23 protein-coding genes are annotated in these 23,379 nt (G+C 67.9%); 10 read left to right on the forward strand and 13 right to left on the reverse strand.

The window, feature by feature from the left end:
• Positions 1-2: 2 nt before the first annotated feature.
• Positions 3-1,070, reverse strand: a complete 1,068-nt coding sequence (locus DBV35_RS28015) for a TRAP transporter substrate-binding protein (RefSeq protein ID WP_108663730.1) — start codon at positions 1,068-1,070, stop codon at positions 3-5.
• Between the two features lie 173 nt (positions 1,071-1,243).
• Here DBV35_RS28015 and DBV35_RS28020 point away from each other — a divergent pair, with 173 nt between their 5' ends.
• Positions 1,244-2,146: a LysR family transcriptional regulator gene (locus tag DBV35_RS28020; protein WP_108663731.1), complete on the forward strand. Its 903-nt coding sequence runs from the start codon at positions 1,244-1,246 to the stop codon at positions 2,144-2,146.
• 21 nt (positions 2,147-2,167) lie between these two features.
• Here the strand turns inward: DBV35_RS28020 and DBV35_RS28025 are convergent, their stop codons facing one another.
• The 10 genes from DBV35_RS28025 to DBV35_RS28070 form a co-directional block, all read right to left on the reverse strand.
• Complete coding sequence (locus DBV35_RS28025) at positions 2,168-2,977, reverse strand: F0F1 ATP synthase subunit gamma (RefSeq protein WP_108663732.1); 810 nt, start codon at positions 2,975-2,977, stop codon at positions 2,168-2,170.
• Positions 2,970-4,493, reverse strand: coding sequence for a F0F1 ATP synthase subunit alpha (locus DBV35_RS28030; protein WP_108663733.1), 1,524 nt, complete (start codon positions 4,491-4,493; stop codon positions 2,970-2,972). Before DBV35_RS28030 ends, DBV35_RS28025 begins: the two co-directional genes overlap by 8 nt.
• Positions 4,490-5,200 (reverse strand): F0F1 ATP synthase subunit B, encoded by a 711-nt coding sequence (atpF, locus tag DBV35_RS28035; protein WP_157962036.1) that lies wholly within the window; start codon positions 5,198-5,200, stop codon positions 4,490-4,492. The genes DBV35_RS28030 and atpF overlap by 4 nt, the downstream gene beginning before the upstream one ends.
• A complete protein-coding gene (locus DBV35_RS28040; protein ID WP_108663734.1) occupies positions 5,197-5,442 on the reverse strand; it encodes a F0F1 ATP synthase subunit C in 246 nt (81 codons plus the stop codon). The genes atpF and DBV35_RS28040 overlap by 4 nt, the downstream gene beginning before the upstream one ends.
• Entirely contained in the window at positions 5,439-6,128 is a 690-nt protein-coding gene (locus DBV35_RS28045) for a F0F1 ATP synthase subunit A (protein ID WP_108663735.1), read from the reverse strand. The genes DBV35_RS28040 and DBV35_RS28045 overlap by 4 nt, the downstream gene beginning before the upstream one ends.
• On the reverse strand, positions 6,121-6,390 hold the full coding sequence (locus tag DBV35_RS28050; RefSeq protein ID WP_157962037.1) for an N-ATPase subunit AtpR: 270 nt from the start codon (positions 6,388-6,390) through the stop codon (positions 6,121-6,123). Before DBV35_RS28050 ends, DBV35_RS28045 begins: the two co-directional genes overlap by 8 nt.
• Positions 6,387-6,659 (reverse strand): AtpZ/AtpI family protein, encoded by a 273-nt coding sequence (locus DBV35_RS28055; RefSeq protein WP_108663737.1) that lies wholly within the window; start codon positions 6,657-6,659, stop codon positions 6,387-6,389. The genes DBV35_RS28050 and DBV35_RS28055 overlap by 4 nt, the downstream gene beginning before the upstream one ends.
• Entirely contained in the window at positions 6,656-7,072 is a 417-nt protein-coding gene (locus tag DBV35_RS28060) for a F0F1 ATP synthase subunit epsilon (protein WP_108663738.1), read from the reverse strand. The genes DBV35_RS28055 and DBV35_RS28060 overlap by 4 nt, the downstream gene beginning before the upstream one ends.
• On the reverse strand, positions 7,069-8,514 hold the full coding sequence (gene atpD / locus DBV35_RS28065) for a F0F1 ATP synthase subunit beta (protein ID WP_108663739.1): 1,446 nt from the start codon (positions 8,512-8,514) through the stop codon (positions 7,069-7,071). The genes DBV35_RS28060 and atpD overlap by 4 nt, the downstream gene beginning before the upstream one ends.
• A gap of 399 nt (positions 8,515-8,913) precedes the next feature.
• Positions 8,914-9,327 carry a cupin domain-containing protein gene (locus DBV35_RS28070; RefSeq protein ID WP_205648920.1) on the reverse strand — a complete coding sequence of 138 codons (414 nt, stop codon included), beginning with the start codon at positions 9,325-9,327 and terminating at the stop codon, positions 8,914-8,916.
• 149 nt (positions 9,328-9,476) lie between these two features.
• Here DBV35_RS28070 and DBV35_RS28075 point away from each other — a divergent pair, with 149 nt between their 5' ends.
• Complete coding sequence (locus DBV35_RS28075; protein ID WP_245944139.1) at positions 9,477-10,361, forward strand: LysR family transcriptional regulator; 885 nt, start codon at positions 9,477-9,479, stop codon at positions 10,359-10,361.
• Between the two features lie 166 nt (positions 10,362-10,527).
• On the opposite strand, the gene DBV35_RS28080 is transcribed toward DBV35_RS28075, so the two are convergent.
• Positions 10,528-11,460 carry a LysR family transcriptional regulator gene (locus DBV35_RS28080; RefSeq protein WP_108663741.1) on the reverse strand — a complete coding sequence of 311 codons (933 nt, stop codon included), beginning with the start codon at positions 11,458-11,460 and terminating at the stop codon, positions 10,528-10,530.
• Positions 11,461-11,681: 221 nt separating this feature from the next.
• On the opposite strand from DBV35_RS28080, the gene DBV35_RS28085 reads away from it, so the two are divergent.
• Genes DBV35_RS28085 through DBV35_RS28100 form a run of 4 tightly spaced genes read left to right on the forward strand, consistent with a single transcriptional unit; the run spans position 11,682 to position 16,833 of the window.
• A complete protein-coding gene (locus DBV35_RS28085) occupies positions 11,682-12,635 on the forward strand; it encodes a Bug family tripartite tricarboxylate transporter substrate binding protein (protein ID WP_108663742.1) in 954 nt (317 codons plus the stop codon).
• A 13-nt stretch (positions 12,636-12,648) separates the two neighbouring features.
• The gene (locus tag DBV35_RS28090) at positions 12,649-14,655 is read left to right on the forward strand and encodes a tripartite tricarboxylate transporter permease (protein ID WP_108663743.1); all 2,007 of its coding nucleotides are present in this window, start codon (positions 12,649-12,651) and stop codon (positions 14,653-14,655) included.
• Between the two features lie 13 nt (positions 14,656-14,668).
• Complete coding sequence (locus DBV35_RS28095; RefSeq protein WP_108663744.1) at positions 14,669-15,751, forward strand: tartrate dehydrogenase; 1,083 nt, start codon at positions 14,669-14,671, stop codon at positions 15,749-15,751.
• Positions 15,752-15,759: 8 nt separating this feature from the next.
• Positions 15,760-16,833, forward strand: a complete 1,074-nt coding sequence (locus tag DBV35_RS28100) for a tartrate dehydrogenase (protein ID WP_108663865.1) — start codon at positions 15,760-15,762, stop codon at positions 16,831-16,833.
• 402 nt (positions 16,834-17,235) lie between these two features.
• Here the strand turns inward: DBV35_RS28100 and DBV35_RS28105 are convergent, their stop codons facing one another.
• Complete coding sequence (locus DBV35_RS28105; RefSeq protein ID WP_108663745.1) at positions 17,236-18,048, reverse strand: IclR family transcriptional regulator domain-containing protein; 813 nt, start codon at positions 18,046-18,048, stop codon at positions 17,236-17,238.
• Between the two features lie 211 nt (positions 18,049-18,259).
• On the opposite strand from DBV35_RS28105, the gene DBV35_RS28110 reads away from it, so the two are divergent.
• Genes DBV35_RS28110 through DBV35_RS28125 form a run of 4 tightly spaced genes read left to right on the forward strand, consistent with a single transcriptional unit; the run spans position 18,260 to position 23,339 of the window.
• Positions 18,260-20,020, forward strand: coding sequence for a GMC family oxidoreductase (locus DBV35_RS28110; RefSeq protein ID WP_108663746.1), 1,761 nt, complete (start codon positions 18,260-18,262; stop codon positions 20,018-20,020).
• Positions 20,013-21,485, forward strand: a complete 1,473-nt coding sequence (locus tag DBV35_RS28115) for an NAD-dependent succinate-semialdehyde dehydrogenase (protein ID WP_108663747.1) — start codon at positions 20,013-20,015, stop codon at positions 21,483-21,485. The genes DBV35_RS28110 and DBV35_RS28115 overlap by 8 nt, the downstream gene beginning before the upstream one ends.
• Before the next feature lie 37 nt (positions 21,486-21,522).
• Positions 21,523-22,032 carry a TRAP transporter small permease gene (locus tag DBV35_RS28120; RefSeq protein ID WP_108663748.1) on the forward strand — a complete coding sequence of 170 codons (510 nt, stop codon included), beginning with the start codon at positions 21,523-21,525 and terminating at the stop codon, positions 22,030-22,032.
• The gene (locus DBV35_RS28125) at positions 22,029-23,339 is read left to right on the forward strand and encodes a TRAP transporter large permease (protein WP_108663749.1); all 1,311 of its coding nucleotides are present in this window, start codon (positions 22,029-22,031) and stop codon (positions 23,337-23,339) included. The genes DBV35_RS28120 and DBV35_RS28125 overlap by 4 nt, the downstream gene beginning before the upstream one ends.
• Positions 23,340-23,379 lie beyond the last annotated feature (40 nt).

Below are 23,379 nucleotides of genomic sequence, written 5' to 3' on the forward strand. Positions count from 1 at the left end.
TGTTACTCGACCGGCGCCGTCACGCCGAGAATCGCCCCGACGCTCTCGTTCCAGCCGGCCGCGCACTCGGCGCCGCACCGCTCGGCCCAGCCGGCGAGGACGCGCTCCGTGACCAGCGCGGCGACCTTCGCCTTCTCCTCGTCCGAGAGCTCGACGAGCGTCATGGCCGGCTCGGCCTTGATGCCGCCCTTGCACTCGCCCTGCCCCGTGTTGCAGTTGATGCCGTCCTGGATGTCGGCGGCAGCCTGCGCCCACTGGCGGTCTTCCATGCCTTTGAACTCCTCGGCAAGGAAAGCCCGCGTCGCCTCGTCCAGCCGGTTCCAGGTGTCGAGGTTGGCGGCGAAGAAGGTCATCGCCCAGCCCATCGGCAGCATGACGAGATTGTCGGTCACCTCCCACCAGCGGGCGGTGTTGCCGGCGGAGGTGGCCGTGATGGCGCAGTCGGCGACGCCGCGCTCCATGGACGGGACGACCTCGGCGAACGGGATGTTGACGCTCGCCGCGCCCACCGCCTCGACGAGATCGGACATGGCCCGGTTGTACGCGCGCACCTTCTTGCCCGAGAGCGCGGCCAGCCCGTCAACGTCGCCGGAGCAGTAGACCACCTGCAGCGCGATCGGCGACATGGACAGGAGCTTCACGTTGAACCGCTCGGCCATGATCTTCTCGAGGGTGGGCCGGTAGGCGTCGACGCTCTTGCGCTGCTCCCCGATATCCGAGGTGAGGCCCGGCAGGTCGAGCGCGTCGAAGTGCGGGTCCTCGCCCGCCATGTAGCTGAGCGTGCCCTCCGAAATGTCGAACATTCCGAGCCGCAGCAGGCGCAGCACCTCCGGCCCCTGCAGGCCGAGATCGTCGAGCGACCCGAACGTCGTCGTGATCGCGCCGTTGGATGCCTCCGCGAGCTCCTTGGTGAAGAACGGCTCCTGGATATAGCGGAACATGTTCTGCGTGCGGTTGCCGCCGGAAACCTTGAGATTGACGCTCGGCAAATCCTGCGCCGCGGCATAGCCGGCGAATGCCATCGCGGCGGCCACCGAAAGACCGATCAGGCACGGAAATCGACGCTGCATTGGACCCTCCCACCCTTGTTGCCACGGTCGCCGATGACGCCGGGCGTGTTTTTTGTGGCTCGCCGGGACCCGGCCACGGCCGGCCTGGGCGAAAACCACGACCGAGGCTAGATCATTTGATGGGCCTATGCCAATTTGGATATAGGGCTGATTATCATTTGGATTTCTGATCGATGCGGGTCACGCTGGCGCAGCTCGAGGCGTTTTACTGGGTGGCGCGGCTCGGCAAGGTCGGGGAGACGGCGGGCCAGCTCAACATCGCCCAGCCGACGGTGTCGCTGCGCCTGCGCGATCTCGAGCGGTCGGTCGGGGCGCGGTTGTTCGAGCGCGAGGGCCGCCGGCTTCAGCTCACCACGGACGGCGCCGCGCTGTTCCAGCATGCCGAGATCATCCTCAACGAGGTCGGCAAGATCCAGGGCCCGGAGACGCCCGACGAGATCAGCGGCACGGTGCGGCTCGGCGTCTCCGAGACCTTCGCGACGGCCGGGCTGCCGAGCCTCCTCCAGCTCCTCACGGAAGAGTACAAGGCGTTGCGGACGGAGCTGAGCGTCGGACCCAGCCGGGAGCTGATCGAGGCCCTGCACGAGCGCAGGCTGGACCTCGCGGTGGTGGTCAATCCGGCGGAAGACCCGCGCCTGAAGATGTACCCGCTCGGGATGCAGCAATCGACCTGGGCCGCGGCACCCGGCACCGCGTTGCCGCGGGTGATCACGCCGCGCGACGTGCACCAGCTCACCATCCTGATGAACCCGTCGCCGTCGCCGAACCACCGGCAGACGATGAGCTGGTTCGCGGCGGCGGGCCTGGAGCCGCTGCACGTCTCCTTCTGCAACACGGTGCCGAGCGTCCTCGCCCATCTCGTCGCCGCGGGCATCGGCATCTCCATCCTGCCGACGAAACTGATCGAGGCGCAGTTGCAGGCCGGCACGCTCGTCGCCCTGCAGTGCCGCCCGCCGATCGAAAATGCGTACCTCTTCGTCGTCCACCGGGCGCACGAGGCATCCGCGACGGTCGCGGCCGTCGTCGGCGCGGTCCGCCGCTGCGTCGCGCAGGTGGACCTCCTCGAAGCGGTCTGAGCCTGCCTGCCGCGCGACGCGCTAGCCCCGCGTCGCCTCCGCGCCCGCGACGAGTTCGGTGATCTCGGCCGTGATCTCGGACTGGCGGGCGCTGCGTTCGGCCGCTGAGAGAGTGTCGAGGCGGCGCTCGATGTTGCCGCGGGCGGCGGCCATCGAGAAGAGGCGGGCGGCGTTCTCGGCGGCGAAGGCGTGCATCGCCGCGCCGCAGAGCTCGGCGAAGAAATATTCCTCGGCGAGGCGGTCGAGGAGCGCGGCCGGCGGAAGCGTCGTCAGCGGCGGGGCCGTGCGGGTCGCGGGGAAGCGGGACGGGTCGAGCGGCAGGACGCGGCGGCGCTCCACCTCGATCCCGTCGCCGACCGCGCAGGCATAGACGAGGTCGAGCCGCCAGGGGCCCGCCTCGGGCATCTGCCGCAGGATCGCGTCGAGGAGGGCGGTCGCGAGCGCTGGGATCGTGTCGATATGGTTCGCCATCGCCATCGTCAGCACCGGCGTGATGCCGTGCTCGTGCGCGGCCGCCTCGCCGCGCGTGCCGACGATCGCGACCGGACCCGTGCCGGCCGCCTCGAGAACGCGCTCGCTGAAGGCCCCGGCGAACCCCTGCTCGGCGCAGAAGGCGACGGTGAGCCCCGTCGTCGCGGCGCTCTCGCCGTCCGGCATCGCGATGGCCGCGATCGCCTCCGCCACCACCCCGGCATAGGCGTCGATCCCCGGCAGCAGCGAGCGGGCGCGCTGGACGCGCGAGGCGGCGATCCCGCGCATCGCGGTGACGATCGCCTGGAGCTGCTCGACGCTCGCGATCCGCGCGAGGATCTCGGCGTGGCGCTCAGCCATGGTCGGGGCCGAGCTGGGCGGCGAGACGGGTGAAGGCGTCGTCGAGCTTGGCGGCGACCTCCGCCTCGAGCTTGCCGCCGGCCGAGACTGCGTCGACGACGGGGCGCGCGTTGGCGTCGAGGAAGGCGGGAAGGGCCGCGCGGTAGGCGGCGATCCGGTCGAGCGGCACCTTGTCGAGGAGCCCGTGCTGGACCGCGCGCACGAGGGCGACCTCGTCGACGAGGCGCAGCGGTGCGTACTGGGCCTGCGCGAGGACGGCGCGGATGCGGCGGCCGCGCTCGATCCGCTCCTTCACGCGCGGGTCGGTCACCGCGCCGAAGCGGGTGAACATCTCCACCTCCAGGAACTGGGCGTAGTCGAGGCGCAGCGCGTGGGCCGCCTCGCGCAGGGCCGGCGCCTGCGTCTTCCCGCCGACGCGGCTCACGCTCCGCCCGACATCGACGGCCGGCTTCTGCCCGGCCCGGAAGAGGGCCGCGTCGAGCACGATCTGCCCGTCGGTGATCGAGATGAGGTTGGTCGGGATGTAGGCGGAGAGGTTGCCGGCATCGAGCTCGGCGATGGGGAGGGCCGTCAGCGACCCGCCGCCCTTTTCCGCCGACAGCTTCGCCGCGCGCTCCAGCAGGCGGGCGTGGACGTAGAAGATGTCGCCGGGATAGGCCTCGCGCCCCGGCGGCTGGCGGGTGAGGAGCGCGATCTCGCGGTGGGTCGCCGCGTGCTTGGTGAGGTCGTCGACCACCACGAGCGCGTGGCCGCCCTGGTCGCGGAAATATTCCGCCATCGTGAAGCCGGCGAAGGGGGCGATCCACTGGAGGCCCGGCGCCGACGAGGCTTCGGCGACGACGAAGATCGTCCGCTCGGGCTTGCCGTGGCGGCGCACCGCCTCGATGGCGCGCGCGATGGTCGAGGATTTCTGCCCGACGGCGACATAGACCGAGATCATGTCGCTGCCGCGCTGGTTGATGATCGTGTCGATCGCGAGCGCGGTCTTGCCGATGGCGCGGTCGCCGACGATCAGCTCGCGCTGGCCGCGCCCGAGCGCGAACATCGCGTCGACGATGAGGAGCCCGGTCTCCACCGGCTCGGTGACGAAGTCGCGCTCGGCGATGGTCGGGGCCGGGCGCTCGATCGGCAGGAATTCGTGCGCCGCGATCTCGCCGCCCCCATCGAGCGGCCGGCCGAGCGGGTCGACGACCCGGCCGAGAAGGTCCGGCCCGACCGGCACGCGCACCACTTCGCCCGTTCGGGTGACGCTGGCGCCGGCGACCACGCCGACCGCATCGTCGAGCAGGACGCAGCCGACCGTGTCGGTGTCGAGGCTCGTCGCGAAGCCGACCTCGCCCCCGGCGAAATGGACGAGCTCGTCGAGGCGCACGCCCGGCAGGCCGGAGACGAGGGCGATCCCGTCCGCGGCGGATTCGACGCGGCCGACCTCCGCCGCCGCGGGCGCGAGGTCCGTCGCCTCGACGCGGGCCTTCGCCCGTTCGAGCCAACCGTCGAGTTCGCTCTCCGCGCTCATCCGTGCGCCTTGGCGGCAAGCTGCGCGAGGTCGGCGCGCCAGGAATTCGTCACCATCAGGCCGGGCGCATGAAGCTCGAAGCCCGCGATGAGGGCGGGATCCGTCCGCAGGGTCGGGGTGACGCCGATGGACTTCGCCACCGCCGCCTGCGCTGCCGCCGCGTCGGCGCCGGCGAGGGGCGCGGCGCTCACGAGCTCGGCCGAGGCGACGGCGCGCCGGTCGGCCGGCAGCGCGTCGAGGGCGTTCACGAGGTCGGCGAGGAAGGCGGGGGTTATCTGCTCGGCCGGCAGGCGCGCGACGAGGCGCTCGGCCATCGACACCGCGAGGGTCGCGGCGTGCTCGGCGACGGCGCGCTCGGCGGCGGCCCGCTCGCGGGCGATGCCGGCCTCGGCCTCGGCGCGGAGCTTTGCGGTCTCGGCGTTCGCGGCGGCGACGAGGGCGGCCTTCTGCGTGTCCGCCTCGCGCGTCGCCTCGGCGAGGAGGCGGCTGCGCTCGGCCGCGACGCCCGCGAGCGCCTTCTCACGCTCGGCGCGCGTCGTCTCGGCCGCCTCCCGCGCGGTCTTCGCGGCGGCGAGGCCGGATGCGATCTCGGCCTGCCGGTCGGCGACCATCGTGGCGACGGGGCGGAAGAAGAAGCGCCCGAGCAGCGCCACCAGGATGATGACGTTGACGGTCTGGATCGCCAGCGTCCACCAGTCGATGGTCACTGGACGAACGGGTTCGCGAACAGGAGGAGGAGGGCGATCACGAGGCAGTAGATCGCCATCGTCTCGATCATGGCGAGGCCGACGAAGAGGGTGCGCGAGATCGTCCCCGCCGCCTCCGGCTGGCGCGCGATCGCGTCCATCGCCGCGGCGACCGAGCGGCCCTCCGCGAGCGCCGGCCCGATCGCGCCAAAGGAGACCGCGAAGGCGGCCCCGGCGATGCTGGCGATTTCGATCCAGTTCATGAGGTGAGGCTCCCCTTGTGCGGGCGCCCTTCCTCGACGGCGCTCGCGATGAAGACCAGGGTGAGGATGGCGAAAATATACGCCTGGACCGCACCCGTGAGGAGGTCGAGCGCCATCAGCGGGATGGGCACGAGGAGGGCGGTCAGCGACAGGACGATGCCGACGACGAACACCCCGCTCATCACGTTCCCGAAGAGGCGCACGATCAGCGAGAAGGTGCGCGTGAAGATCTCGACGAGGTTGAGGGGCAGCATCAGGATATTGGGCTGCGCGAAGGTCGCGAGATAGCCGCGCACGCCGAGCTCGCGGATGCCGAAGCCGAGCGTCGCGGCGAAGACGACGAGGCCGAGCGCCGCGTCGGTCTCGATATGGGCGGTGGGCGGCTCGACGCCGGGGATCAGCGAGGACCAGTTCGCCGTCAGGATGAACAGGAACAGCGTGCCGACGAGGGCGCGATAGGGGGCGGGATCGGCGCGCACGGTGGCGCTGATCTGCCAGTCGATGGTGCCGACGATCAGCTCCAGCACCGTCTGGAGCCGCCCCGGCACGCGCGCGAGGCGCCGCGTGGCGAGGATCGCGCCGAGGACGAGGACGGCCATGATCCCCCAGGTGACGACGACCGGCGTCGTGATCGGGACCGGGCCGATGGAGAAGAGGACGTGCGCGACGAGCGGGGTCTCACTCATCGCCGCGCGTCCACAGAAGGACGGCCTGGCGGCCGAGGAGGATGCCGGCACCCGCGGCAAGGAGGGGTGCCGCCCCGCCATGGCGCGCGACGGCGTAGAGGAGCGCGCCGAGCACGACGAAGCGCAGCGGCATCAGCGCCGCGGGAAGGGCGACGCGGCCGGCCGCAAGCAGCGCCACGGACTTGCGCAGGAGGAGGAAGTGGGCCGCCCCCGCGAGGGCGCCCACGGCGAAGGCGGCGAGCATCGTCGCGGCCGTCATCATTGGCGGTGCATCCAGCGCCAGGCGGTCCATCCGCCCGCCGCGACGCCCACCATCATCAGCGGCGCGCTGAAGAAGACACCGGTCCCGAACTCGCGGTCGATGAAGCGGCCGAGGAAGAGGCCGATCAGCGTGGGTGCGACGATCATCCAGCCGAGCATCCCGATCTGGCCGATCTGGCGCATGATCGGCGGCGGACCTTCCTCCTGCGCGCGGCGCTCGCGTTCGGCGCGTTTGCGGGCGGCGCGGGCCATCGGGTCGGGTTCGCTCATCGCCCGCCCCCCGCGTGCCCGCCCGGCCGGGACGACAGGCTCTGCACGATCTGCCGGATCGCCCGCGTCTCGAGCTTCAGCCCCTCGGTGCGGGCGGCGCGCTCCACCTCGTCGCGGTGGGTGAAGGCGGCGACGACGTCGGAGGCGAGCTTGTCGAGATCGTCGCCGAGGACCGCCTCGCGCGTCGCGATATGGACGGTCTTGCCGTCCGTCACGAGGACGCCGCGGCGCACGGCGCAATGGTGGGTCGTCCCGTCAGCCGCCTCCCAGCTCACCACGCCGTCGGTGAGCGCCGTCACGAAATCGGCGTGACGGTCGAGGATGCCGAAGCTGCCGGTCTCGTCCTCCGCGCGCACGGACCGCACGTCCGCCTCGGCGACGATCTTGGTGGGGGTGGCGATGGTGAGCTTCATGTCTTGCGCCGCCCCCGTGCGTCCGCGAGGCTGCCGGTCATGTAGAGGTCGCTCTCGTCCCAGTCGTCGCATTCCCCGTCGAGGATCGCCTTGCAGCCGGCGACGGTGTCGGCCCGGCTGACCGAGCACCCCTTGATGCCGGTGAACGCCTCGGTGACGGCGAAAGGCTGGGTCAGGAAGCGCTGGAGGCGGCGGGCGCGGTTCACGGCGAGGCGGTCGGCGGCGGACAGCTCCTCGATGCCGATCAGCGAGATGATGTCCTGCAATTCGCGATAGTGGGCGATGGTGGAGCGCACGCGGTCGGCGACCGCGAAATGCTCGGCCCCGACCACCGAGGGGTCGAGGAGAACGGAGGAGGAGGCGAGCGGGTCCACCGCCGGGTACATGCCCTCCGCCGCCATGCCGCGCGACAGGATGATCATGGAATCGAGATGGGCCGAGATCGCGGTCACGGCGGGGTCGGTGAAGTCGTCGGCGGGCACGTAGACCGCCTCGATCGCGGTGATGGAGACGCCGTCGACGGAGGCGATCCGCTCCTCCAGCGCCGCGACCTCGGTGGCGAGCGTCGGCTGGTAGCCGACGCGCGAGGGAAGCCGTCCGAGGAGGCCCGAGACCTCGCTCCCTGCCTGGACGAAGCGGAACACATTGTCCATCAGGAGGAGGACGTTCTGGCGCTTGGTGTCCCGGAAATGCTCGGCGATGGTGAGGGCGGTGAGGCCCACCCGCCAGCGCGCGCCCGGCGGCTCGTTCATCTGCCCGAAGACGAGGACGGTCCGGTCGAGGACGCCCGAATCCTTCATCTCGTGCAGGAGCTCGTGCCCTTCGCGCGAGCGCTCGCCGATCCCGGCGAAGACCGAGATGCCGTTATAGGTCGCGACCATGGAGTGGATGAGCTCCATGACGACGACCGTCTTGCCGACGCCCGCGCCGCCGAACATCGCCGCCTTCCCGCCCTCCGGCAGCGGGGCGAGGAGGTCGATCACCTTGATCCCGGTCTCGAAGATGGCGGTGGCGGCGTTGCGCTTGATGAGCGGTGGCGCGGCGCGATGGATCTTCGCGCGCGGCATCTCGGGGAGCGGGGGCCCGTCGTCGCGCACCGCGCCGGTGACGTCGAGAAGGCGCCCCTGGAGGCCGTCGCCGACAGGGATGCTGATCGGCCCGCCCGTCGCCCGCACCGGAACGCCGCGGGCGAGGCCACCGGTTGGGGCGAGCGCGACGCATCGCACGGTGCGCGTGTCGACATGGGCCGCGACTTCGAGGAGCAGCGGCGCCCCGCGGTCCCATTCGACCGAGAGCGCCTCCTCGATCTCAGGCAGCACCCCGCTGAACGCGACGTCGACCACCGCGCCGCGCACCGCCGCGACATGCCCCTCGGCGCGGGTGCCGCGTTCCGTCCGCTCGGTGGTGTCCGTTGGCGCATCGATGCTGTCGACAGGCGACATGGCCGACCTCCATTCGGCCCATAGTGGGCCGATCGCAGGCCGCGCCTTTTGCGCGAGATCAAACGGGCAGCATCAAGGCTGCATGGCAGCGCCGCTCTCTGCGCGGAGCGCGCGATGGAGGCTTCGACGCCGCTCCGTCGTCCGCGGCGCATGTGTTGGCCTGAAGGTGAGGCGACGGTGGGCTTCAGTGTCGCCCGGCTCTGCCGGATCGGAAAGCCCGTTGCCGCGGCGCGACGTCCTGAAGCCGACCGCACTCCTCGGTCCGGCCTCGCCGGCACCACCGCACTCAAAAGCTCTCGCGCAACGCCGCGCCGGAGGGAGATGGGCCGGACTTCAGCCTTCCCGACCCTCCGTGCGTCCCGAACCCCACCGCGCAACGCCGCGGGACCGCCTGCGGCGCTACTTCAACTCGACCATGATGATGTGGGTCTCCGTCGTTCCGACGTTCTCGCCCATGTGGGTCTGCGCCTCGGAGAACAAGATCTGGCCGGGTGAGAAGGTGCGGTTCAGCACTTTCCCGTCCGGCAGTGTCAGACGCCGTTCAAAGGAACTGAGCGCATAGACCAGGAATGCGGGATGCGCGTGCATGCTCGTCTTCGCGCCGGGCTGATCGCGATACTCCAGCACGCGCACCCGATCGTTTTCGAAGACGACCTTGTAGAGGTTCGGATCGGTGACGGCCGCATCTTGCGCGGAGGCGGCCGTCACCGTCAGCGCAATGAGGGGGATCGCGGCGCGTGCCATCACCGAATTACGAAGAATCCGCATCGATCTAAAACCTTTCGAGATATTGGCGACCGACGGCGGCGCCATGCGGGGGCCCCGATGGCCCCGACCGCCGGGTCCAACTGCATGGACGAAGCTCGCCTAAATCCCGCGGCGCTTGCAGTGAGCAGTCTTGCATAAGCCGGCCGCGAAGCTGCATAAGCGAGGTGTTAGACGTTGCTCAGCTTGTGCTGCTCATGTTCAATTGGAACGACCTCAAGTATTTCCTTGCGGTTGCGCGACACGGCAGCACGCTCGCCGCCGCCCGAACGCTCAAGGTGAACCAGTCGACCGTGCAGCGACGGCTCGTCGACCTGGAAGAACAGCTGAAGCTTCGTCTCGTGGAGCGTTCGCCGAGCGGTTATCGGCTGACCCCGGCCGGGGAGGCCGTTCTTGCCGCGGCCGAAGGGGTTCAGAGCGCAGTCGAAGCGTTCGAGCGCGTCAGCAACGAGGTCGCCCACGCGCACATTCTGAGGCTGACCTGCCCCGAACCCATCGCCGACCGCCTCGTCCGTTCGGGCTTTCTCGACCGGTTCCAGGGCAAGTATCCCGATCTGAGCGTCGAGTTCATCCTTGCGGATCGCTATATCGATCTCGCCAAGGGCGAAGCCGACGTGGCGTTGCGTTCAGGGGATACCGAGGACGTCCTCGTCGGGCGCAAGGTCGCGGACTCGCTGTGGGCCGTCTACGCGAGCCGCGATTATGTGCAGCGCCGCGGGGCGCCGGCTTCCGTCGCTGAAATTGGCCAGCACGCGGTGGTCGCCTTCGACAGCAGCCTTTCGGGGCACCGACTCTCGGTATGGCTTCGCGACGTGGCGCCCAATGCGAATGTCGCCGCCCGCAGCAACAGCGTCCTCGGCCTCGTCTCCGCGGTGAAGTCGGGCGTCGGGATCGCCGCCCTCCCGACACCACTCGGCGATGGCGATCCCGACCTCACGCGCGTTCTGCCTCCCGTCCCGGAACTCAGCCGGGCATGGCGGCTGCTTTGCCATCCGGACAGCAGACGGCTCTATCGCGTTCGTTCCTTCTTCGACTTCGTCGGGACCCAGATTGAAGAGCTGAAGCCAGTCCTCACCGGATAGCGGCATTTGCGGGCGAACGAGAGCGCCATTCAGGCGGTTCCGAGCGTGTCGTGAGGTTCACAGCTCGCGCGCAAGCTCCGAAACATCATCGGGAAGGCCGATCTGATGGCCGTCCCTCCCCGCCTCCTCGGTGCACATTCGGCATGGGTCTGCACCGCAAGTGCCGTCAGCCCCCGATGCCACCCTCACTGATCTGGAAGGGTGCGATGGAATCGGCTTCGCGGATCCGCCTAGCCAGCAGATCGACAAAGACGCGGACCTTTGCGGTCAGTTGGTGACGCTCGGGATAGATGGCCGCGATGTTCGCGGTCTGGAAATAGTCCGGCAGCACCACCCGCAAACGCCCCTCGCGCACATGACGGGCGATGTCCCATTCGGATCGCAGCATGATCCCATGGCCGGCCAGCACCCACTCCCGCGCCATCTCGCCGTCGTTCGTGCTGAGCCCGCCTTTGATCCGCGCCGAAGGGGTCTCACCGTCGCGCTCATCGAACCGCCAGATGCCGTAGATATCGTGTTCCTGCCGAAGCACGATGCAGTTGTGGTCGCGCAGGTCGTCGAGGCGCCGAGGCGCGCCGTGCCGTTCGATATAGTCCGGTGAGGCGCACATGAACCGGCGGTTTCTCTGCAAGAGGCGCTGCATGAGATTGCTGGGCGGCGGGTTGCCGAAACGGATATTCAGGTCGAGACCCTGTTCGATGAGGTTCAGCGGGGCATCGGATACGATCAGCTGCACCTCGACATCCGGGTAGGTTCGGCAGAACGCGGACACGGCCGGGGCGATGTGTTCCCGGCTGAAGCCGAAGGTCGCGTTGATGCGAAGCAGGCCGCTCGGCATCTCCTGCCCGGATCGCAGGCTGTTCTCGAGCTCCTCGATCTCTCCCAACAGCCTCGTGGCCTTGCTGAAATAGGCCCTGCCCTCGCCGGTGAGGCTGACCCGCCGCGTCGTCCGGTTCATCAGCCGGACCCCCAACCGCTCCTCCAGCCGCGCGAGGCGCCGGCTGACGGCGGATGCGGTGACCCCGATGTCGCGGGCCGCTTCGGCGAAGCTCCCCCGGCTCGCCAGCAGCACGAAGAAACCGAGGTCGCTTTCGCTCATTGCTGATCTCAATGCAATAATCACATTCCGATTATGAAATTACGGACATCGATGAATTTGTCTAGGCTCTGCAGTCTGTGTCCGTCAGGGATCGGCCATTGTGCCACCGGACGGATTTCGTCCGACGAGCGAGGGAGCAACGACAAGGGCCACGGATCGCCCGAGACTTCCCTCAACCAAGAAATCGCGGCCCACCGCGTCACGTCATGAGGAGGAAACCAATGAAGACTGCATTCGCCACGCTCTTTGCCGGGCTGCTCGCCGCAACCCCGCTCGCGGCTCAATCTGCCGCCGACTTCCCGACCAAGCCGATGACCTACATCATCCCGTTCAACGCGGGCGGCGAGTCGGATATCTCCGCCCGCTTCCAGCAGTCCGAATGGGAGGCCGTCACCGGCCAGCAGGTCGTCATCCAGTACCAGCCGGGCGCCGGCGGCGCACAGGCCTGGTCGCAGCTGAACTCGCTGCCCGGCGACGGCTACACCATCATGGGCATCAACCTGCCCCACACCGTCCTCCAGCCGCTGGCCGGATCGGTCGGCTACACCACCGAGGACCTGACGCCGGTCCACTATTTCCACTACACGCCCGACGCGATCTTCGTGCGGGCCGACAGCCCGTTCACCACCCTTGAGCAGCTGGTGGAGCACGCCAAGGCGAATCCGGGCCTCGTCACCTTTGCCGGGTCGGGCTCCAACTCGTCGAACAATCTCGCGGCCATCCGCTTCAACGAAGAGGCCGGGGTGACGACCACCTACGTCCCCTTCTCGGGCACAGGGCCGTCGATCACCGCCGTGCTCGGCGGCTCGACGATGGCCGGCTTCAACTACGCGACCTCCGGCGTCAGCCAGGGTGACGCGCTGCGCATGCTCGCCGTCGCCTCCGAGGAGCGCCTGCCGGTCTTCCCCGACGTGCCGACTTTCCGCGAGCTCGGCTACGACATCGTCGGCGGCGCCTATCGCGGGGTCGCGGTCCCGTCCTCGACTCCCGAAGAGCTGCGCCAGCGGATCTCGGACATCGTCTCGCAGATCAACGCGCAGCCGGGCTTCGTCGAGAAGATGGAGAGCGGCGGCTTCGTGCTGACCGACATCGGCTACAAGGACATGGACGCCTTCGTCGCCGAGCGCGTCGAAGAGTACACCGCCGGCGCCAAGGCACTGGGTATCATCCAGTAACGACGCACCCGTCATGGACATCCTCGGCTATCTCCTGGATGCGCTGACACCGCTCAACCTGGCACTCGCCCTCGGTGGCGTGGTGCTGGGGACGGTGATCGGTGCGCTGCCCGGCCTCTCGGCGACCATGGCGGTGGCCGTGCTTGTCCCCTTCACCTTCACCATGGATCCCGCCGCCGGCCTCATCGCCCTCGGCGCGATCTACACGGGCGCGATCTATGGCGGCGCCTTCGCGGCGATCCTCGTCAACACGCCCGGCACGCCGTCGTCGATCGCCACCACCTTCGACGGCTTCCCGATGGCCAAGCGCGGCGACGGTGGGCTCGCCGTGTCGATCGCCACGATCGCGTCTGTCGTCGGGGGCGTGGTCGGCGCGGTCGCGCTGCTCCTGCTGGCGCCGCCGCTCGCGCGAGTCGCCCTCGCCTTCGGCCCGACCGAGTATTTCTGGCTCGCGATGTTCGGGCTCACGCTGATCGCGGCGCTGTCGGTCGGAAACACCGTCAAGGGGCTGATCGGCGCCTGCATCGGCCTCTTCCTGTCGATGATCGGCGTCGCGGTCGTGGGTGGCGACGTCCGCTACACGCTCGGCATGCAGCGCTTCCTGGGCGGCATCGACCTCACCTCGGCGATCATCGGGCTCTACTGCATCCCCGTTATCCTCGATCTCGTCGCCACCGCCGATCCGCACCTGAAACCCTCGGCGCAGGGCGGGCTCCGGACGGCGGAGGGCCTCGCGCTGTCGATGCGGAGCAAGTTCAACCTGTTGCGCTCGTCGGTCATCGGCACGGTGGTCGGCATTCTGCCGGGTGCCGGCGGCTCCATCGCGGGCCTCGTGTCGTATTCGGAGGCGCGCCGGTCCTCGCGCGAGCCCGAGACGTTCGGCAAGGGCAACCCGGACGGCGTGATCGCCACCGAAGCCGCCAACAACGCGACCGTGGGCGGCGGCTTCATCCCCACGCTGGTGCTGGGCATTCCCGGCACGCCGCCCGACGCGATCATCCTCGGCGCCCTGCTCGTGCAGGGCATCAAGATCGGCCCGACGCTGTTCACCACGGACGCGCCGGTCGTCTACACCTTCATCTGGGGCCTCCTGATCGCCACGCTGCTGATGCTGCCGGTCGGCCTCCTGATCGGACGCTACGCGTTTGCATCGATTGCGAGCGTGCCGAAGGCGGTGCTCGCGCCGACCGTCGCGCTGCTGACCATCATCGGCTCCTTCGCGATCCACTCGAACGTCGATGACGCGCAGCTGATGGTCGGTCTCGGCATCCTCGCCTGGATCCTGAACCGCTACGGCTTCCAGCCCTCGCCCATCGTCCTCGGCCTCGTGCTTGGGTCCATCGCGGAGCAGGGTTTCGTCCAGACCTGGCTCATCGGCAACGCATCGGGCCGGATCCCCGAGATGTTCTTCGGGCGGCCGATCAGCATCGGGATCATCCTCGCCGCGCTGATCACGCTGGCCTTCCCGATCTGGGCCGACTGGAAGGCGCGGCGGCGCAAGCAGCTCGAGGCCGCGGCCGCCGACCAGGACGATGCCGGCGCGGCGATCGCCCCCGAGATCAAGACCCGCGACGTCGCCGGAATAGGCTTCGCGGCGGCGTTCGTGGTGCTGGGCGTGGCGATCTGGATGGGCGCGTCGGGCCTGTCGAACCTCGGGATGGTCTTCCCGCGCACGATCGCGCTGGTGCTCGTCCTCTTCTCGGTGCTGCTGATCATCCAGAACCTGCGCCGCCCGGCCGGTCCCGCAGGCCGCGCGCCTCTCGTGCTGGATGGCGGCGCCCGTCGTCGCCTCCTCCTGGGCGCGGTCCTGCTCGTCTGGGTGTTCGTGCTGCCCGAGATCGGCTTCCTCGTGACCAGCTTCGCCGCCTTCATCGTGATCACCGCGATCGCCGACTACGACCGACCGCCGCTGCGCACATGGCTCATGTGGATCGCCGCCGGCGCAATCATCTGCACGGGCTTCTGGTGGCTGATGGCGAACGTCCTGTTGCTCCGCATGCCCGCCGGGCTCCTCTTCTGAAACGGACCAGTCAATGAGCAAACGTACGCACAAGATCGCGGCCATCGGCGGTGACGGAATCGGTGTGGAGGTCGTCGACGCCTGCCTCGAAGTCCTCCACGCGCTGGCGGAAAAGGATGGCGGCTTCGACTTCGCGGTCGAGAATTTCGACTGGTCCACCGCCCGCTACAAGCGCACCGGGTCGTTCATGCCGGAGGACGGCGCCGACCAGCTCCGCGCCTTCGACGCGATCCTCTTCGGCGCCGTCGGCGCGCCGGACGTGCCGGACCACCTGACCCTGTGGGGCCTGCGGCTCGCGATCTGCCAGCCGCTCGACCAGTACGCCAACGTCCGGCCCACCCGCGTCCTGCCGGGCATCCAGTCGCCGCTGCGCCATGTGAATGGCGGCGAACTCGACTGGGTGATCGTGCGCGAGAATTCCGAGGGCGAGTATGCCGGCCAGGGCGGACGCTCGCATCCGGGCCTGCCCCTCGAGATCGCGACCGACGTCTCGATCTTCACGCGCGCCGGGATCGAGCGCATCATGCGCTTCGCCTTCCGCCTCGCCCAATCGCGGCCGCGCAAGTTCCTGACCGTCGTCACCAAGTCGAACGCCCAGCGCCACGGGATGGTGCTGTGGGACCAGATCGCCGCCGAGGTCGCCAAGGAGTTTCCAGACGTCGGCTGGGACAAGATGCTCGTCGACGCGATGACCGTGCGCATGACGATGAACCCGGCCTCGCTCGACACCATCGTCGCCACCAACCTCCACGCCGACATCCTTTCGGACCTCGCCGCCGCGCTGTCCGGCTCCATCGGCGTCGCGCCCACGGCGAACCTCAACCCGGAGCGCGAGACGCCCTCCATGTTCGAGCCGATCCACGGCTCCGCCTTCGACATCACCGGCAAGGGCGTCGCCAACCCCGTGGCGACGTTCTGGACCGCGGCGATGATGCTGGAACATCTCGGCGAGAAACCCGCCTCCGACCGGCTGATGGTGGCGGTCGAGACGGTCACCGCCGATCCCGCCCTGCACACGCCCGATCTCGGTGGCAAGGCAACGACGCGCATGGTCACCGACGCCGTGATCGACGCCATCCGCGGCCGCAACGCCTGAGCGCCATGATGTCGAGCAATCACCTCAATATCGCGGTCATTCCGGGCGACGGGATCGGCAAGGAAGTCGTCCCGGAAGGGCTGCGGGTGCTGGAGGCCGTCGCGAAGCGCCACGCCATCGACGTGCGCTTCGACGAGTTCGACTTCGCCGCCTGCGACTACTACGAGAAGCACGGCCAGATGATGCCCGACGACTGGAAGGACCAGGTCGGCGGGCACGACGCCCTGTTCTTCGGGGCCGTCGGCTGGCCGGCGACCGTGCCCGACCACGTGTCGCTCTGGGGCTCGCTGATCCAGTTCCGCCGCCAGTTTGACCAGTATGTCAGCCTGCGCCCCGCGCGGCTGATGCCGGGCGTGCCCAGCCCGCTCGCCGGTCGCGGGCCCGGCGACATCGACATGTGGATCGTGCGTGAGAACACCGAGGGCGAATATTCCTCGATCGGCGGAAAGATGTTCGAGGGAACCCCGCGCGAGATCGTCATGCAGGAGACGGTGATGAGCCGGACCGGCGTGGACCGCGTCCTGAAATACGCCTTCGAGCTGGCGGCGAAGCGTCCGCGCGCACGGCTGACCTCGGCGACAAAGTCCAACGGCATCTCCATCACGATGCCCTACTGGGACGAGCGCGTCGCGGCGATGGCGCAGGACTATCCGGGGGTCAGCGTCGACAAGTACCACATCGACATCCTCGCCGCGCATTTCGTCCTCAACCCCGACCGCTTCGACGTGGTGGTGGCGTCGAACCTCTTCGGTGACATCCTGTCCGACCTCGGGCCGGCCTGCACCGGCACCATCGGCATCGCGCCGTCGGCGAACATCAACCCGGAGCGCGTGTTCCCCTCGCTCTTCGAGCCGGTGCACGGCTCGGCCCCCGACATCGCCGGGCGAGGCGTCGCCAACCCGATCGGCCAGATCTGGGCGGGGGCAATGATGCTCGACCACCTCGGCCACCCAGCAGCCGCCGCCGACGTGGTCGCAGCGATCGAACGGGTCCTCGCCGAGCCGTCACTGCGCACCCGCGACCTTGGCGGCCAGGCGGACACCGTCTCCTGCGGCAAGGCAGTGGCCGACGCCCTCGGGTAAGGCCGCACGCGGCGCGCGGGCTCAAGGGTTTCGCGAGCGTGGGTGGCCTGCCCCGTAGCGGCACTCGGGGCATTGAGGGTTGTCTCGACGGAGCCGGCGGGCTCGTCGCCTGCCTGGCGAATGCGCTCACTGCGCACAGGCGAGGATTCGATCGAAAGTCGTCTTTCGCTTCGGAGGCTTCTCGGCTCAGCTGGCGCGCCACGTCTCATCGTTCGCTCGGTCGACAAAACGCTCGAATGCGGCGGAGAAGAGTTGGCCCCAGGATCCTCTCGCATGGGTGTGACGAAGGGCTCGGAACTGATGCCTGAACGTCTCCGCGCAGTCTTCGTCTTCGGTCATGCGAAATGCGGCCCGTCGTTGCGCATTTGGCCCAAGCCGGACCTCGACGGGAAGACCGTATGACTAGGCCACTGGTGCGGACCTCGACCCGCGGAGCGGGGCCTTCGGATAGCTCATGGAGAGCTGTTCGGTCGCTGATTTCAGCCTCGGTAGAAATTCGGCGACCAAGTCGTCCAGATCACGGTCCATGTTGTGGCAGCTGATGCTGATCGATGCGACGCAGCGCTTCTCCCGGTTGAAAACGGGGACGGCGACCGACTTGATCGTCAGATCCAGACCGCCATCGTTGGTCGCATAACCCTTCTCGCGGGCTTCGAGGATGATCTCTCGAAGCTGCGTCTTGTCCATGACCGTCCGCGGCGTAAGCGCCCTTAGCGTGGTGCGTTCGAGAACGTCATCCATCTCGGCGATCGGCAGTTGCGACAGCATCGCCCGGCCCGTCGCGGCGAGCGGGGCCGGGAAAGTGAGGCCGACCGTCATGGATGTGCGAACGAAACCCTTGGCGGGGACGCCGCACACGAAAATCACGTTGGTATCGTCCAGCACCGACGCCGAGGACGAAATGTGGACGGTGTCCTCGATGACCTGTTCCATGAACGGCATCAGAAGATCCGTCATCGCGACCGATGACAGGAACGCGTGGCTCAGCGTCAGAATTCGGGGCTGAAGCTCATACCAGTGGCCGTCAGTCTTGACGTAGCCCATTCCGGTCAAGGTCGAGAGCAATCGCCGAACCGTGGCGCGCGACAGCCCGGTCCGCTTCGCGGCCTCCGAAAGCGTCAGACCGCTCTGGCCGCCGTCGAAAGCCTCGAGAACTTGAAGTCCGCGCTCGAATGCCCGGACCCATCCCTTCGGCTCGTCAATGCCCCGATTCATCTCTCCTCCCGTGCGCGCGGCGGAAACTAGCGCTGGCCGGTGCAATCAGCAACGCATGAGGCCGGCGTCCGTAGGAACGAGCCGCAATACGCTCCCACAAACCTGAATCGGGCATGAAACCTTGCCTGTTGACAATCATCCGCGGCCAACCCTAGTGTTCATTCAATGAACATATGTTCACTAGGTGAACAGGTATTGGATCCGAGCAGGCATGTCCAGCCGCCCCGTCGCCCCCCGCACAACCTCCGATCCGCTGGACGTGGCGGGGAGATTTGATGCGATCGTTGTCGGGGCCGGCTCAGCCGGTTGTGTGCTCGCCAGCCGGTTGTCGGAAGATTCGAGCAGGCGGGTGCTTCTCATCGAGGCGGGACGCGATACGCCGCCCGGCGCTGTTCCCGATGATGTTCTCGATAGCTACCCGCACCGGGCCTACTACAACCGGGAGCATCACTGGCCCGGCCTCAGGGTTCGCAACGGGGCGGGGTGGCCGTCCAATCAGGACTCCGGCTTCAAGGCCTATGAACAGGGCCGCATCATGGGCGGCAGTTCCAGCATCAACGGCATGATGGCCATCCGCGGCCTTCCGTCGGACTTCGACGACTGGCGTGACGAAGGCGCGAGTGGCTGGGGCTGGGACGATGTCGCGCCCTATTTCCGGAAGCTCGAAACCGATCTCGACATGGACGGCCCGCTCCACGGTGCGCAGGGCAATCTGCCCGTGCGCCGGATTCCGCGCTCGCAATGGCCGGGCTTCTCGGAAGCCGCCTGCCAGGCGCTCGAAGCCGCGGGGCTTCCCTATCGCGAGGACCACAATGACGGATCGTGCGAGGGCGTCTATCCGATGCCCATCAACAATCGCGACGACCGGCGGGTGTCTTCGGCAGCGGCAAACCTGACGGCCAAGGTCCGCGCGAGGCGGAACCTCACCATACTGTCCGACACGCAGGTCGAGCGGATTGAAATCGAAGACCGCAAGGCGAAGGGCGTGGTCGCGCTGACCGACGGCAAGCCGGCCGTCTATTCGGCCGACGAGGTCTTCATCTGCTGCGGCGCGATGCACTCGCCGGTGATGCTCATGCGCTCAGGCATCGGCGATCCGCGTCATCTCGCGGCCGCCGGCCTGCAGACGGCCGTTCCACTGCCGGGGGTGGGACGGAACCTCCAGGACCACCCGACGATCGGGATCGCCGCCTTCATGTCGCGAGAGGCGCGGCTGCCGCGCCAGATGCGCCGGCACCTCCTTCTGGGCGCCCGCTACAGTTCAGGTGCAGAGGGATGCACCCACGGTGACATGTACCTTCTGTGCGCGAACCGGGTCGCGTGGCACAGCATCGGTAAGCAATTCGGGGCGCTGATCGCCTGGGTCAACAAGTCTTACTCGCGCGGCCGCGTTCTTCTCAATCTCAACAAGCCGGATGGCGCGCCCGAGATCGATCTCAATCTGCTGAGCGATCAGCGAGATCTGATCCGACTGACCGACGCCCTTCACTTCATTGTCAGACTCTACAATTCCGCGCAGCTGCGGGCGATCGCTCCCGAGCCGTTCGCCGCCTCCTACTCCGACCGGGAGCGGCGCCTGGGGCAGATCAATCTCGCCAACCGGGTCCTTGCGGCGGCCGGCGCCATCCTGATGGACGGCAGCAGGTCGGCGCGTCGCCTGATAACCCGAAGCGTGATTGCGCCCGACGGCGATCTGTCTTCGCTGCTCGAGAACCGCGACCGCCTGACCGAATGGACGATGAAGAGCGTGACGCACGGCTGGCATGCCTGCGGCACGTGCCGCATCGGCGCACCGAACGATCCTGAAGCCGTCGTCGACAGCGACTGCCGCGTCATCGGCGTCGATGGCCTGAGGGTCGTCGATGCCTCGGTGATGCCAACCATCGTCAGTGCAAACACCAACCTGACCACCATGATGATCGCCGAGAAGATCGCCGACAGAGCGCGGATGAGGAAAGCCACCGATGAATAACGCGGCCAGAACAAACGCCGAGCTCTATGAGGCCTGCGGTTTCTTCATTGACGGACAGTGGGACTTTCCGGGCGCTGCACGTCGACTGCCGGTGATTGATCCCGCGACCGAGGACGCGATTGGCGAGATACCGTTGGCGCGTCCCGAGGACCTCGACGCCGCCGTCCGGTCGGCTTCATCCGCATTCGATACGTGGCGACACAGCCATGCCTGGGAACGCGCTGCGATCCTGAAGGCGACGGCGCGGTCGTTGCGCGACCGGGCGCCCCATCATGCCCGTCTGTTCAGCATGGAGCAGGGCAAGCCGACCGTGGAAGCCGAACGCGAGCTCGGCATGGCCGCCGACCACTTCGAGTGGGCGGCCGAGGAGGCGACGCGGCTCGTCGGTCAGATCGTGCCCGCGCGTCCCGCCGGCACCGTGACCGTGATCGAACATCAGCCGGTCGGCGTGGTCGCCGCGTTCACGCCGTGGAATTTTCCCGCACTTCAGATCGCGGCCAAAGTCGCCTACGCGCTGGCCGCCGGATGCACGGTCGTGCTGAAGGCATCCGAGGAGGCGCCGGGCATCGCGATGCTGATCCTCCAGGCGCTCAAGGATTCCGGTTTGCCGGCAGGCGCGGTCAATCTCGTTTTCGGCGAGCCGGCCGAGGTCTCCGAGCGCTGGCTGGCGTCGCCGCTGGTCAGCGCGCTGTCGTTCACCGGCTCGACCAGAGTCGGAAGGCTGCTCGCGCCGATGGCGGCTGCATCGCTCAAGCGGATGACGCTTGAACTGGGCGGCCATGCACCGGTGATCATCCAGCGGGACTTCTCGCCAAAGGAAGCGGCGGCCCTTGCGGGGGCGGTCAAGTTCCGCAACGCGGGTCAGGCGTGCGTCTCGCCAAGCCGCTTCTTCGTCCACGAATCGATCGCTGACGATTTTGCCGGGGAGATGGTGGCCTTCGCGAAAGGCCTGAAACTCGGCGCGGGGACGGACGCGTCAACGACGATGGGGCCGCTCGTCAACCGCTCGCGGGTCGACGCAGCGGCGGCGCTTGTCAAAGACGCGCTCGATCGCGGGGCGACGCTGCAATGCGGCGGCAGCCAGCCTGCCGACCGCAACAAGGGCTTCTTCTTCGAGCCGACAGTCCTTTCCAACGTCCCCCTCGATAGCCGGATCATGATCGAGGAACCGTTCGCTCCGATCGCGCCGATCGTGTCCTTCGGTGACGACGATGATGTGATCGGCATGGCCAACGGCGTCGAGTACGGGCTCGGTGGCTACGTGCTGTGCAACGACGAGGCGCTGGCGGCGCGCACGGCGCGGGGGCTCGATGTCGGCATGGTGGGCATCAACAACCTGGCACTGGCCGGCGCCGACACGCCGTTTGGCGGGGTGAAGTCGAGTGGTCTCGGTCGTGAAGGTGGACCGGGCGCACTCGAGGAATTTCTTCAGACGAAGATGGTGAAGCGGACCGTGAAGGCGTGACGCGAGGCGATCGCATCATCGGAAGCTGAGAGGGGCCATGGAAAAGGCACTACGCCGCATTTGTCATTTTCTGATGCTGCTGGGCGGCGCCGGCGTCGTTCTGATGATGTTGAACGTCACCATCGACGTCGTTCTCAAAGCGGTCTGGAACACGCCGATACAAGGGACGATCGAGATTTCGTCCTACTACTACATGATCGCCATCGTCATGCTGCCGATGGCGCTGGTGGAACTCGACGACGAGCACGTGGTCGTCGACCTCGTTTACAATCGGCTCCCGGGCTGGCTCCAGCGCATCTGCCTCGTCGTCGCCTGTGCCGCGACGACGGCAATCCTCGGCGTCATGACCTGGCGCACCGGCCAGGATGCGATCCGCGCGTGGCGCGTGGGTGAAGTGGTGATGGGCAGCCGCGAGGTGATCGTGTGGCCGGCGCGGGTGATGCTGCCGCTTGGCTTCGGCCTTTCGATGGTGGCGGCCGGCCTTCGCACGGTGATGGCGGCGCTCGGCAAGCCCATGACCCGCGCCATTCATGAGGCCACGGCATGAGCCAGCTCGACATTGGCTGGATCGGGATCGGCTGCCTGTTCGGGCTGCTGGCACTGCGCATGTCCATCGGCGTCGCGCTGATGATCGTGTCGTTCGTCGGCATCTGGTTCATGCTCAACCTGACGGCCGCATTCGGCATCGTCAGCGCGCTTCCCTTCAACCTGATCGGCGACTGGTCGCTGACGGCCATTCCCATGTTCCTCTTCATGGGTTTTATCGCCGCCAACACGGGCATGACGTCCGGCGCGTTCGACCTTCTGCGCTTGCTGCTTCGGCGCGTGCCCGGAGGCTTGGCGTCGTCGGCAGTCGGCGCCTGCGCGATGTTTGCCGCCGCGTCCGGCTCCAGCATCGCAACCACCGCCGCGATGTCGCGCATCGCCGTGCCGGAGATGCTCAAGGCGGGATATCGTCCCTCGCTTGCGACCGGTGTGGTCGCGGCCTCAGGAACGCTGGGATCGCTGATCCCGCCGTCCATACTCATGGTGCTGTACGGCATCTTCACCGAGCAATCGATCGGCAAGCTGTTCATCGCCGGCATCATTCCGGGCGTCGTGTCGGCGCTCATCTACATGGCGATGATCACCATCCGGTGCGCCAGGAACCCGGAGCTTGCTCCATCCGCCAATGTGATGGTCGACCGAAGCAAACTGTTCCGTCTGGTGCTGTCGGTCTGGCCGTTCCCGGTGCTGGTGCTGGGCGTTCTGGGTGGAATATTCGGAGGCCTGTTCACACCGACGGAGGCCGGTGCGGTCGGCGCCTCACTCGCCTTGCTGGTGGCGATCATCCGCCGTGAGGCGACACGTGAGGCGCTGTGGCTGGCGATACGCCAGACGGTCGTCGCGACCTCCTCCATCTTCTTCCTGACCATCGGCGCGGTCATGTTCACCCGTTTCATGGGTCTGTCCGGCGTGCCGCAGGCGATGTCGGACGCGATGCTTGCGGTCTCCGACAATCAGATCGTCATCATCATCATGATCGCCGCTCTCTATGTGGTGCTCGGCATGTTCATCGACTCGATCGGGCTCATGCTTCTGACGCTGCCGGCACTCCTGCCGGTTCTGGATGCCGCCGACGTGAACATGATCTGGTTCGGCATCATCACGATCAAGCTTCTCGAGATCGGCCTCGTCACACCGCCCGTCGGACTCAATCTCTACGTCCTGCACAGCGCGCTGTCGGGAAGGGTCCGGCTCGGCGAAATCATCTCGGGTGCAACCTGGTTCGTCGCCATGGACCTGGTGACGCTCGCTCTTCTGATCGCGTTCCCCGTGATCAGTCTCTACCTGCCATCTTTGATGGCTGGCTAATGGAAACCCACAAAACAAGGGCTTAGCTATGCAGAGAGTG

This window comes from Acuticoccus kandeliae (genome assembly GCF_003073115.1).

Coding starts and splice junctions, on each gene's coding strand:
- DBV35_RS28015 (WP_108663730.1), bottom strand. CDS start 1,070: ATGCAGCGTCGATTTCCGTGCCTGATCGGTCTTTCGGTGGCCGCCGCG.
- DBV35_RS28020 (WP_108663731.1), top strand. CDS start 1,244: ATGCGGGTCACGCTGGCGCAGCTCGAGGCGTTTTACTGGGTGGCGCGG.
- DBV35_RS28025 (WP_108663732.1), bottom strand. CDS start 2,977: ATGGCTGAGCGCCACGCCGAGATCCTCGCGCGGATCGCGAGCGTCGAG.
- DBV35_RS28030 (WP_108663733.1), bottom strand. CDS start 4,493: ATGAGCGCGGAGAGCGAACTCGACGGTTGGCTCGAACGGGCGAAGGCC.
- DBV35_RS28040 (WP_108663734.1), bottom strand. CDS start 5,442: ATGAACTGGATCGAAATCGCCAGCATCGCCGGGGCCGCCTTCGCGGTC.
- DBV35_RS28045 (WP_108663735.1), bottom strand. CDS start 6,128: ATGAGTGAGACCCCGCTCGTCGCGCACGTCCTCTTCTCCATCGGCCCG.
- DBV35_RS28050 (WP_157962037.1), bottom strand. CDS start 6,390: ATGATGACGGCCGCGACGATGCTCGCCGCCTTCGCCGTGGGCGCCCTC.
- DBV35_RS28055 (WP_108663737.1), bottom strand. CDS start 6,659: ATGAGCGAACCCGACCCGATGGCCCGCGCCGCCCGCAAACGCGCCGAA.
- DBV35_RS28060 (WP_108663738.1), bottom strand. CDS start 7,072: ATGAAGCTCACCATCGCCACCCCCACCAAGATCGTCGCCGAGGCGGAC.
- atpD (WP_108663739.1), bottom strand. CDS start 8,514: ATGTCGCCTGTCGACAGCATCGATGCGCCAACGGACACCACCGAGCGG.
- DBV35_RS28070 (WP_205648920.1), bottom strand. CDS start 9,327: ATGGCGCCGCCGTCGGTCGCCAATATCTCGAAAGGTTTTAGATCGATG.
- DBV35_RS28075 (WP_245944139.1), top strand. CDS start 9,477: ATGTTCAATTGGAACGACCTCAAGTATTTCCTTGCGGTTGCGCGACAC.
- DBV35_RS28080 (WP_108663741.1), bottom strand. CDS start 11,460: ATGAGCGAAAGCGACCTCGGTTTCTTCGTGCTGCTGGCGAGCCGGGGG.
- DBV35_RS28085 (WP_108663742.1), top strand. CDS start 11,682: ATGAAGACTGCATTCGCCACGCTCTTTGCCGGGCTGCTCGCCGCAACC.
- DBV35_RS28090 (WP_108663743.1), top strand. CDS start 12,649: ATGGACATCCTCGGCTATCTCCTGGATGCGCTGACACCGCTCAACCTG.
- DBV35_RS28095 (WP_108663744.1), top strand. CDS start 14,669: ATGAGCAAACGTACGCACAAGATCGCGGCCATCGGCGGTGACGGAATC.
- DBV35_RS28100 (WP_108663865.1), top strand. CDS start 15,760: ATGTCGAGCAATCACCTCAATATCGCGGTCATTCCGGGCGACGGGATC.
- DBV35_RS28105 (WP_108663745.1), bottom strand. CDS start 18,048: ATGAATCGGGGCATTGACGAGCCGAAGGGATGGGTCCGGGCATTCGAG.
- DBV35_RS28110 (WP_108663746.1), top strand. CDS start 18,260: ATGTCCAGCCGCCCCGTCGCCCCCCGCACAACCTCCGATCCGCTGGAC.
- DBV35_RS28115 (WP_108663747.1), top strand. CDS start 20,013: ATGAATAACGCGGCCAGAACAAACGCCGAGCTCTATGAGGCCTGCGGT.
- DBV35_RS28120 (WP_108663748.1), top strand. CDS start 21,523: ATGGAAAAGGCACTACGCCGCATTTGTCATTTTCTGATGCTGCTGGGC.
- DBV35_RS28125 (WP_108663749.1), top strand. CDS start 22,029: ATGAGCCAGCTCGACATTGGCTGGATCGGGATCGGCTGCCTGTTCGGG.